The following is a 10,920-nucleotide window of genomic DNA, read 5'->3' as shown; positions in this document are numbered from 1 at the left end:
TCAGCCGGTGAATTCTATACCTATTATAGTAACATCGTCCTCGAAATGCTCGCCATTTTTATAGGTTTTAACTTCATTAAAGAGATCTTTAACGCTTTCTTCAAGTTTGGACCAAATGTTTTTTTCCAGGTTTTTTTTAAGATTTTCTAAGCCGAATTGTGTTCCTGAGGAATTTACAACTTCTATGACACCATCGGTAAAGAGGTATATTCTGTCGCCTCTGTTTATTTCTAAAACCTTCGTTTTACCTTCGACGAGTCCCAGGCCCAGCATGCTTTCAACCGGATCGTTTACAAAAAAAGTCTTCCTGTCCTTTTTTTTCATAAAGAATGGAGATGGATGACCAGCATTTCCGATTTCGATCCTCATGTTTTTCCTATCAATAACCACGGCTACGGTTGTGATAAACAGATCGAACTTGTCAAATTTGAAATTATCTTCCAGAGCTCTTATGAGCTTAGAAAGTTCCAGTTTTTCACCCTGGTTTTTTATGTTTTCTACATAATCCTCAACAAATCTGTGAAAGATTACCGAGAGCATTGCCGCTTTGACCCCATGTCCAGCAACATCTGCAAGATATATAAGTTCTTTTTCGTCATTAAGTTTGATGAAATCAAAGATGTCTCCTCCCACATTGTACGAAGGTTCGTATATCCAATTAACCCTGTCTCTAAACCCCTGTGGAGTGGAAACCGGGACCAATGCTTTCTGAATCTTCGCAGCTGCAGCGACGTCGTCCTGTAGTTTTTCAACCGCCTCCTGTAAAGAGTGTATAAGGCTATGGATTCTAAGTTGTGTACGAACACGTAGCAAAACCTCTTCCGAAAGAAAAGGTTTGGTAATAAAATCCACCGCACCGCTTCTCAATGCGGTTAGTTTGTTCTCTTCATCTGTTGAACCCGTTAGTACTATTATGGGAACATCTTTTAGATTCTCTTTGGATGTGAAGGTTTCAAGGAGCTGAAGTCCATTTATATCCGGTAACATCAGGTCAAGAAGAATCAAATCGGGTTTGAAACTTTCAGCCTTTTTTAAAGAGGTTTTTCCATTTGCACACTCAACAACATCATATCCTGCTTTTTTGAGAATCACTTTGAGCAACATTCTTACTGTTCGATCGTCGTCAATAACGAGCACCCTCTTCATTTTCCCCCTCCTAAATGCGTCGAAACAGTTGTGAGTTCATTCAAAATAGCGTAACGCTTCTGCTGGAGTGAGTTTAGAAGCAAGATAGCTAGGAATAATGGTAGAGATGAGTGATATGACATAAAAGATGATGGATAAAATGGCCATGTATCCCCACGGTACAGACATCTCCATAGACCCAGATAACACAGAGTTAAAGATCTCTATGCTGGTCAATGTTCCTGTCGTGAAACCAAGCAAAATACCCAGAATAACAATGAAACTTGTTTCTATCATGAAGGCATCGAAAACCATTTTTTTGGTAAAGCCTATGGCTTTCAACATTCCGATCAACCTCTTTCGCTCGTAAAGGGCTTTGAACATGAGTATAGAAACTCCAACGATTCCAACAATCATCCCGAAATAGAGGAACGACCTTAAAATATCTATTATTCCACTTATAGCTGTGGTAATTAGTTCTATCATATCATCAACGTAAAATATAAAGATGTTTGCTCCCAACAATTTTTTCAATGTGTAGAAATTTGATTTCTTTTCCTCCTTAGAACTACCAGCCACATTCATGAGTATGATCTTTGATCCGTCGGTTTCATCTGATAACGATAGATTTCCATGATAGAGGAAGAGCCCATTAAAGAAGTTAATATCATTCTCAGGAAGGGTAGCAACAACTCTTGCTTCCAGAATTTTTTTACCGGTTTCCGTGATTTTTGTTCCAATCTCTGAGTGTCTCGGTGGTCTTGAGAACACGGGAGTACTGTCGGTGAAAATCTCAATGATATCGCCGGGGGTCAATCCAGGAAGTGCGGATTTTGAAACGACTATATCGGTTGGGTGTTCTTTAAGATAATTCCATAGATCTGTGCTACTATTGAATTTCTTTTTGAGTTCCGGAATTACTTCAATATCATTCAGCTTAAATTCAGCTTTTGTTATAAATCCATCGTCGAAAATGTAAAGATCTGCCCTGTAGCTTTCTGTTTGCGCCTGTTTGTTGACAATTATATTCAAACGGGATAACTCTACAGCCGTTGTTACCTGTTTCATTTCAGAAAGTTCGGAAGCTTTTAAATTCAGGTTACCGATCGTAGAAAAAACAGCGCAGTCAAAGCCTATGAACATGGTATCTTTGCTTCTTTTTAAGTTCTGTTCCTGAGAATATGGGAGGATCGAGACCAGCGTTATTATGTAAATAACGAGTGCGTACATTGCAATTGTCAACCCCGTTCTGGTTCTGTTCCTTGCCGGGAAAGCTGTTGATATTTTCAATACCGCAGCTTTCTTTCCTGTACCGTGAAATAATCGTGATAGAACAATTTCGAAGGTTTTCAGGTTGTAAACAACAAGCAATATTCCGGAAAAGAGGATGGAGAATCCTTTGGTAATGATCAACGGGACGGAGGTTGCGCTCTCTTCAGTGATGAAAGGAATGTAATCGCTAAACATTACCAGAACGATTACGGCTACGCTGGTTATGCTTTCTATGAGTCTTTTGTCTCTTATATTCAAAACATAAGGAAACAAAAGTAGTAAGAGAGTTGTTCCACTAAGAAAAGCTGTTCCACTGCCTGATAGGTAGCCACTCATCACAATTACAACACCAGCAAACAGCGAGAATACAACAAAAACCTTGAATAAGTATTTCGTACGTTGAGTTATTTCTTCTGGAATACCACGAATAGCATTTACTATGTTCATTCGAGAGATTCTTCGACCGGTCCAGAGAACAACCATCATAGGAATTATCAAGCCAAGGAAAAAGCCATAGAAGAGCGTCTGGGGTTTTACGTAAAAAGTAAAAGAGCTCTGAAATGTATTGAGAGCTTGTCCGGCCCTTTCGGTTGGTACCATGGTGGATAGATCCGTGAAGAGATTTACGAATTTAGAAAGAATAAAGTATGATATTCCCACACCTACGGGTAATCCTACAATGGAGGAAAGCAAAGAATACAAAAAACCTTCGTAAACGATAACCTTCGATGTTTTTGACCTTGTATAACCCAGAGCTCTCAAGGTTCCAAGTTCGCTTTTTCTTTCCTGGGCAAGCATCATGTAGATGTTTGATAATAACAGTATTCCAGCTATGATTGCAAAGAAACTCAACGCGAAGAATACCAATCCTATGTTGTTTCCTGATGCTGCTTCTATTGCTTCACTCTTTACTTTAGCAACTTCAAATTTTTTATCTTTGTCCCAGACTCTAACTATTTCCTCGATTCTGCTGCTGAATTTTTCACCGGAAAGATAGTCTCCTGTATTGGATACGAGTATTTCGTTATAGCTGTCTGGAACTTTTATACCCAGAATTTTCCTGGCGTTTTCTATTGAGAGAAAGAGTTTTCCTGTATCGTTTGAAAGGTTTGTGCCAGAATAGTTGACAATTCCCTTACCTTCAACTATCTTATAAACTCTAACCTTTGGTAACTTCAACCACACCAGAAGTTTATAACTCGGATCAGGGAGTATCTCGAAAACATCTCCTTCTCCGAGATTCAGTTTCTCTGCTAAGGTTTCATTGATTACAACAGGGATGTCTCCATCCAGCTCTTCAGGGATATTTGTATCGAAAACTCCTTTAGCATAGCCAAATTGAGACAATTGAGCGAAGTCCACGCCTATAAGATTGGCGTTTGCTGCTGCTCCGGGTTCTAACGAACGAACCGTTCCTATTGAGCCGCAGCTAACCTCTTTTCTCAGGATGGGTAGTACTTCATCAACGTATTCAGAGTGCTTTAATCTTTTAATGAGATCGCTAACGTCATTCAAAGTGAAGAAAGGTGGAGCGGTTCCATTGATTTGTCTCAAAGTGATAACTTCATCGATTTCACCCAACTGCTCTTCAACTCGAGAATAGAGAAACTTTTGAAACGAGTCGTTCATCGACATGGAGCCTACTATAAGAGCCGTTCCTATAAGTGAACCAGCGATTATAAGAAGGGCTTCAGCCTTCCTTCTAAAGATATTTTTGAAACTTATTTTCAGAATAATCCTGTTGCGGAGCATTGAAAGAATTACCCAGCTACTTCCAAAAATAACGGCAAAGGTAAGCGTTTTGATCAACATCTATCATCATCCCTGGCGTTTTTCGATTGAGATTATCTTTCCGCTATCCATGTGAAGGATCCTTTCTGAGTAACTTGCCACTCTATCGTCGTGTGTTACAATGACGAAGGTTTGGTTGAATTCTTCATTCAAATGTTTAATCAGTTCCATTATTTCAGCGCCTGTTTTGCTGTCGAGTGCGCCGGTGGGTTCATCTGCCCACACTATTTTTGGTTTATGAACGAGGGCTCTGGCAATGGCGACTCTCTGCCTTTCACCACCACTCAATTGGGAAGGTAAATAGTCAACCCTATCTTTCATTCCAATCTGTTCGAGTGCTTCCATAGCGGCTCTTCGTGCTGATTTGTTTTCAGCGCCGATAGCAAGCATGGTAAGTTCAACGTTTTCAAGTGCTGTTAAAACAGGAATGAGATTATAGAATTGAAATATAAACCCCATTTTGAGTGCTCTGAAACGTGTTTTTTCGTTGTCGGACAGGGCATGTAAATTGACACCATCAACGAAAACTTTTCCTGAGGTTGGATCATCTATACCGGAAAGACAATTCAAAAGGGTACTTTTACCACAGCCCGAAGGACCTAAAATAGAGAGAATTTCTCCCTCGTTGATTTCGAAAGATACACCATTGAGTGCTCGATATTCAATTTCCCCGTTTTTGTATATTTTAACCAGATCCTGAGCTTTGACGAATGCCAAAAAGATCACCTCTATTTCTTGTTCCACTAATTTTCATTTTTATATTTACGCAATAGATCTTTGAGCTCTTTTTCTATTTTTTCGAGGTTTTTTAGCAAATTATCAGAACCGGAAACCACGATGATTAGCAACAAAAACATGGCAATGTACCCAGATACGACTGTTATAATCCAGCGTTGGCTTTTAAAGAAAAACATGAAAACGGTGCTTACAACAGGAAACAGAGGTGCTATCAAGACAGAAGCATAATAGAGCCACCTCTGGAATTTTATACCGTTTTTCAGCTGTTTCAGAAGTAAATTTATATGTCTTTTTAATCGCTGAAATTCTTCTGTCTGCGCTGTAATTTCCTTTATATCGCAAAGCTCTTTTTCAATTGTTGAAAGAGTAATTATGTCTCCACTGAAAAAATCTTCGAATTTCAAACTTCTCGAGAGTTTTTTCGTTCTTTTTGTGATCAATATGTAAGCGAAGATCAGACCTAACGGGAGTAGGGAAACTAATAACGAATGTAAAGAAACACTCAGCCCGTATAACAGAGCCATACACGCAAGATAATATATAAAAAGAAACCGTTTATTCATCCTTATCTGGCAGTTTTTCCAGCATAATGTAGGATGCTGATACTTTTACGGATGATTGTTCGATTTCAGTAACCCAGTCTATGGGAAGAAGCTTCTCTTTCTTTTTTCCTTGACTGCTTATTTCAATAACAAGATGAGTTATGTGTCCCGTTTCATCTAAAAGAATGCTTCTGACCCGCCCGGCTTCTTTGTCTTCTGCTGTTATAATTAAAGCTCCGGGTTCAATAGCGGTGGAGTCCTCGGATATGTTGCTTGATACGCTGAATGATGGCAGGGGATATAACTCAGCGTAATCTCCTACAGGTCTCAACCAGTAAACTGGTGTTACTCTTCCTTCTGCTCCTTCGCCTGTAATGAAATAGATTTCCTCAAAATCTTGAAGTTTTTCTACTTCACTGGCTTTTACCCGCAAGCGAATTTCGTCAGGAGCGGCAAAATATATGGAATTTATCGGAACAAGCTTGGCTTTTCTGTTAAACATGCCTTTTTCAATAACTATGTGGGTCACTTCGTTATTAACAGGATGGACTACAACCCTTGTAAGCCTCCCAAGGTTTTTTCCGTCGGAAGATATTACTTTAGCTCCCCAGCGCAATCTGGTTTCCATCTTTTCACCCCCTTAATAAATTCTAACATGGAAGAGACGATTAAAAGCGTATCATGTAAAATATTCAGTAGGGAGTGAAAAGATGAATGCATTTGGATTGTTCCTGACATTTTCGAAAATAAGCCTGTTAACGGTGGGCGGCGGCTACGCCATGATTCCCGTTATAAGGGAACAACTTGTGGTTAAGCGTGGCTTGATAAGTGACTCCGAATTTCTTGACGCTGTTGTCCGTGCTCAATCGGTTCCAGGAGCAATAGCGGTTAACCTATCCCTGATAATTGGCAAGAGGATAGCCGGGATCCCGGGTTCAATTGGATCGTTGCTTGGGGTTGTCGTTCCTCCTTTTTTGGTTATTCTTCTAATTGCCATGATATTTACGGAGTTCGTAAGTACTCCTGTGTTTTCGGGATTTTTGAAAGGGGTAAGAATTGGAATCACCGCGGCACTTATAATACTTTCTTTTAGTCTTATAAAAGAAAGCACGAAACAGATTAAAACCCTTGTGACAATAGCTGTATTTGCATTTGCCATTGTCATCTTTCAGCTTCCATCGTTTTGGGGACTCCTTTTATGTGGCGCTTTGATTTATATCTTTCATGGAGGAAAAAGATGATCGAGCTCTTTCTTACTTTTCTCAAGATAGGTTTTTTGGCTTTTGGAGGGGGATACGGTGCTCTTGGGTTGATTCAGGATGAGGTAGTTGTTGTTCACAGTTGGATCGACCACGATGCTTTTTTGGATTTGCTATCCATTTCTCAGATGACGCCGGGTCCAATAGCGATCAACACAGCGACATTTATAGGATACAGATTATATGGGCTTCCAGGTTCTTTTGTAGCTACCGCTGGTGTTGTTTTGCCAAGTCTTTTTTGGGTTTTTCTTATAACAGGAGCTTTAGGTATTGTGGCAAAAAAGTCGGATATTTCAAGGGTTCTCGAGGCTTTGCGATTTGCAGTAATTGCGCTCATCATCTCGGTGACTTTTAGAATAGGAATGAGTTCAATTACTGATTTATATAGTTTGAGCTTGTTGGTTTTTGTGATATGGCTAAAGGTAAGATACAGATTATCTGTCATATGGATTGTTTTGATATCCGGGTTGATTGGAGTTGGTTTGGAATTTTTAAACTGACAGGGTATTTTTGATAGAATAAAATAATAATAGTTTTTAGTTCCTGGTTGATAGTTGTTAGTTATCCGCGATTAATAAGGTGACAACGTGTTCTCTTGATTGCTTTTCTCTGAAGCTTTTTGAAAAGTCTTATTCTGACACTCTAAGTTGTATGGGGGATTGAGTTGCTTGCTATAGCAATAGATAGAGTGCTGGATATACCGGAAAATATCGCGAAGAAAAAGGGAGTTTACATACTTCCTATTCCTGTTTACATAGACGGGAAAATGTACCTTGATGGTGTAGATATAACCTCTGAAGAGTTTTACAGAAAGTTTCATCCTGGAGTTGTATTGAAAACCTCGGCACCTTCATTGAAGGTTATTGAAGAGTTTTATGAGAGGATTAAATCCGATGGTTATGATGAGTTGCTTTTTTTCCACGTTTCTCCTGAATTAACGAGTGTGCCCAATGCCATCAAGCTTGTAGCGTCTCAGATCAAAGGACTGAAGGTGCATTTCTTTGACACGAGGCAAATATCCATTGGTGGCGGATTTGCTGTAATGAGAGCTATCAAACTTCTCGAAAAGGGGAAATCTGTGAAGGAAATAATTGATATCCTTAAAGACTTCAGTAAAAACGTGTGTGTTCGTTTTACAGTTTTTAATCTTGAATATCTGATAAAAGGGGGAAGACTCACTAAAATTGAAGGTCTTATTGGAGCTCTTTTAAAGATAAAGCCTATTCTTGGAATAGATAAAACAGGCAGTATAATTCCATTTCACAAAGCACGCAGTACGAAACTTGTGATGAAGAAAATGACCGACGATATTGTTGAACATTTGAGAAATCGGAGAAAGAATAATATACTCGCAATAGGGTGGGGACATAGTCGAATGAAAGAGTATGCGCTGGAGCTAAAAGCAATACTTGAAAAGAAGCTTAGCGATTTTCTTGAGGAAGTTCCAGAATTTATCCATATTTATTTGCCCCCAGTTCTTGCATGTCATAGTGGTCCGGAACTTTTTGGTTGCGCTGCATATGGTGAACCTCTTTCGGAGTAATGGTTTGTTTGGGATTGGATGGTAGAATAATTTAGGAGGTTTAAATATGGCTCGAACGTGTTCTTCCTGTGGAAAAATCGTTCCTCGGGGTGAAGCAATAAAAATAGATGGTGCTATTTACTGTCTTGAATGTGCTGCAAACTTAGGGAATAAAACAAAAAACAAAGGTTGGTCAGCAGAGTTTGGAGTTCCCGATGTAATTCTTCTGTCTGTTGAGACAATACCCGTAGAAATCACTGCTTACTTCCAGGCTATCTCCTCTGAAGTACTTGTTTCAATAAATCCGGAAAAGTTTAGATTGTACGGTGAAAAAGACTCTCCTATAAAAGTTGTTTCTCTTACCTATGACATAGATACCTTCAAACTTCAGCTAATGGAAGACCTCAAGATCCAGGCTGGAATAGTTGGTGCAAATGTTGTACTTGGTGTAAAAGTTTTTTACAATACTATCAGCTTCATAGATGACGAGAAACTCCTGATAGTTTCTATGAGTGGTACACCTGTTCTGGTAGAAGATACTTCATTCATAGAGCATCATCATAGAAAATAATGAGCATTGTCAAAAGTTCCTTCACGCGAAATATCTGCCCGAAAAATACCCGAAATTATCTAAGAAACATGGCTATATTACGTGCTTTTTGAAAATCTTCGAAACCACACTATGTACAGGAAAAATCCATACGCGAGCATGGTCAAAAGTGTGTACAAAAAGTAAACACTGTTTCCTGTTCTAAGCGCAAAAGCAGGAACATTTAACACCGCGATCATTGGTATTCCTACAAAGATAGAAAATCCACTCCCGAAGACGAGATTTTCGGCTGTTCCTGTTTCAAGGGCAGGATCGACCTCTCTGAGAAGCGCCATACCTGTGGAAATCGTACCGGTGAGCATACCAAAAAATGCCAGAGTGTTCTCGACAATATAGTCTTTCATGGTTTTTTTCACAACATAAGAAATGTAAATGTAGGTAAATATACCGCCAAGGAAGGTTATAACAAAGAGCGGGAAAAAGACGGTACTTATCTTAGCGTAAACGACAGCGCTTATCGATGCGGCAACCATGAAATCAAAGACGCCTCCGGCAATCCTCTGCAGAATGAAATTATTGAGATAGTTTTCACTGGTAATTCCCTTTTCATGAAGTTTGTCGTATATCTTTCTAAACAACATGGCAAATATTGCGCCAAAGACAAAATGAAATCCCCACATGACCGTTGCGAAGGTTTCGCCGAGAGCTCCGAGCGGTGCGAGAACTTTTTCAAGAAGTGTCAGAAAAACCATAACCGCGAAATAAATACCGCCTATGATTACGAGTTGTATGGTCATTCCATCCATATCGGAAAATTCGTAGTCTTTAACTTCAAGAACCTTTTTCTCGATGACCTTCACGCGGGGTTTTTTGTGGTTACCATGGGCAAATATATTTAAGAATATTATGCCGCCAATAGTCGCCCACGTGAATCCTGCTGCTGCCACTGCGAGTCCAATGGAAGAGCCGTTCAACAATCCAAGCTTTTCCCATTGTGAGCCAATTGAGAACGCCTGACCTGGCCCCTGGCCAAAACCAAGGGGCAATAGAAGACCAATTATAGGGGATACATTTTTGTTGAAGAGGTTGAATCCATATGCCATGATCATACCGATGATCCCTTGAAAAAGATATGTGGAAACAATTATAAATCCGGCATTCATGGTGCTCCTGGTTTTACGGCTTTTCGTTTTTCTTAGTGCAAGACTTATGAAACCTATACCCATCAGATGATATATGGTCTGTCCGAGTTTTTCGTAATCCAGGGGAACAACCTTAAATAGATTTGGCCCAAGGATTAATCCGATAAATCCCGCGAGGATAGCGTTAGGAATGATGAACTTTCTTAAAAACGGTAGGAATCTTTTTAAGATTATGGCAATAGCAAAAAAGATAGAGATATAAATGAAATTATCTATCATCGACCAGTACATAATCCCCCTCCTTAAGTAATTTTACAGTTTTGTATATTAAAAGTGATGAATGATTCGTGGTGAGTCGTACGACGCTGTCTTCAAAAATGAATTCGTTGACCCTTTTGAGGAATGTTGTTAGTCCTCTGATTTTTTCTAAAGGATAGATATTGTTACCGATGGAAAGAGCTTTTTTCGTTATACTAACCCCACCTGAAGCTTTTTTTACGATTCTGGCGGATTTTCTGTCTCTTTCCACTATCTTTCCGTACTCCAGGTTTATCAATCCACCATTTTCTTTGATGTATTCATACAAGATTCTTTCTTGTTCAGCCATAAGAAAATCCAAACGAGAATTGTTTACATATCCATATTCATCCACTATCAGTTCATATCCGCATTTGGTGCACTTTGCTTTATCTCCTTTTGCCTTGATTGATTTGAATGTTTGACATTTTGGGCAGAACCATATGACCCTTTCAATCCCTTCAGCTTTATTTTTGCCAATAAACTTTATTTTCTTTTTTTCCTGCCAGTCCCATTCAGAATCACTTATGAAGTCGATAGCTCTTTCATCTTCAAAGATAGCTAATTCTATCTCGATTTTTCCTTTCCTCGCATAATCTGCCCAACGCGGCTTTGACAAATAGCCACCATGGATCTTTGTGGCTAGAGTAGGGACCTTTACCTTTTCAAGAAGTTTATTTGT

General features: G+C 39.3%; 11 protein-coding genes. 4 read left to right on the top strand and 7 right to left on the bottom strand.

From position 1 onward, the window contains the following. From DU53_RS02095 to DU53_RS02075, 5 genes are all read right to left on the bottom strand, one after another. Entirely contained in the window at positions 1 to 1,146 is a 1,146-nt protein-coding gene (locus DU53_RS02095; protein WP_012744950.1) for a SpoIIE family protein phosphatase, read from the bottom strand. A gap of 36 nt (positions 1,147 to 1,182) precedes the next feature. Next, positions 1,183 to 4,209: an FtsX-like permease family protein gene (locus DU53_RS02090; RefSeq protein WP_012744949.1), complete on the bottom strand. Its 3,027-nt coding sequence runs from the start codon at positions 4,207 to 4,209 to the stop codon at positions 1,183 to 1,185. 6 nt (positions 4,210 to 4,215) lie between these two features. Next, the gene (locus tag DU53_RS02085) at positions 4,216 to 4,905 is read right to left on the bottom strand and encodes an ABC transporter ATP-binding protein (protein WP_041288621.1); all 690 of its coding nucleotides are present in this window, start codon (positions 4,903 to 4,905) and stop codon (positions 4,216 to 4,218) included. Positions 4,906 to 4,931: 26 nt separating this feature from the next. After that, on the bottom strand, positions 4,932 to 5,366 hold the full coding sequence (locus DU53_RS02080) for a hypothetical protein (RefSeq protein ID WP_148207968.1): 435 nt from the start codon (positions 5,364 to 5,366) through the stop codon (positions 4,932 to 4,934). Between the two features lie 115 nt (positions 5,367 to 5,481). Further along, the gene (locus DU53_RS02075; protein ID WP_012744946.1) at positions 5,482 to 6,096 is read right to left on the bottom strand and encodes a PRC-barrel domain-containing protein; all 615 of its coding nucleotides are present in this window, start codon (positions 6,094 to 6,096) and stop codon (positions 5,482 to 5,484) included. Positions 6,097 to 6,178: 82 nt separating this feature from the next. Between DU53_RS02075 and DU53_RS02070 the strand changes: the two genes are divergently transcribed. The 4 genes from DU53_RS02070 to DU53_RS02055 all read left to right on the top strand — a co-directional run bounded on the left by DU53_RS02070 (position 6,179) and on the right by DU53_RS02055 (position 8,820). Next, the gene (locus DU53_RS02070) at positions 6,179 to 6,709 is read left to right on the top strand and encodes a chromate transporter (protein WP_012744945.1); all 531 of its coding nucleotides are present in this window, start codon (positions 6,179 to 6,181) and stop codon (positions 6,707 to 6,709) included. After that, positions 6,706 to 7,227, top strand: coding sequence for a chromate transporter (locus tag DU53_RS02065; protein WP_012744944.1), 522 nt, complete (start codon positions 6,706 to 6,708; stop codon positions 7,225 to 7,227). Before DU53_RS02070 ends, DU53_RS02065 begins: the two co-directional genes overlap by 4 nt. Positions 7,228 to 7,391: 164 nt before the next feature. Continuing rightward, entirely contained in the window at positions 7,392 to 8,270 is an 879-nt protein-coding gene (locus tag DU53_RS02060) for a DegV family protein (protein ID WP_012744943.1), read from the top strand. Between the two features lie 46 nt (positions 8,271 to 8,316). After that, positions 8,317 to 8,820, top strand: a complete 504-nt coding sequence (locus DU53_RS02055) for a TraR/DksA C4-type zinc finger protein (RefSeq protein WP_012744942.1) — start codon at positions 8,317 to 8,319, stop codon at positions 8,818 to 8,820. Positions 8,821 to 8,897: 77 nt separating this feature from the next. Here the strand turns inward: DU53_RS02055 and DU53_RS02050 are convergent, their stop codons facing one another. Next, positions 8,898 to 10,232, bottom strand: a complete 1,335-nt coding sequence (locus DU53_RS02050; RefSeq protein ID WP_012744941.1) for a membrane protein — start codon at positions 10,230 to 10,232, stop codon at positions 8,898 to 8,900. After that, a complete protein-coding gene (locus DU53_RS12380; protein ID WP_201029973.1) occupies positions 10,210 to 10,857 on the bottom strand; it encodes a hypothetical protein in 648 nt (215 codons plus the stop codon). Before DU53_RS12380 ends, DU53_RS02050 begins: the two co-directional genes overlap by 23 nt. Positions 10,858 to 10,920: the final 63 nt, after the last annotated feature.

Origin of the sequence: Kosmotoga sp. DU53, assembly GCF_001639905.1 — a bacterium.
Taxonomy (GTDB): domain Bacteria; phylum Thermotogota; class Thermotogae; order Petrotogales; family Kosmotogaceae; genus Kosmotoga; species Kosmotoga olearia.
Note: the sequence above shows the minus strand (reverse complement) of the source record. Positions and strands in the feature narration are given on the sequence as shown.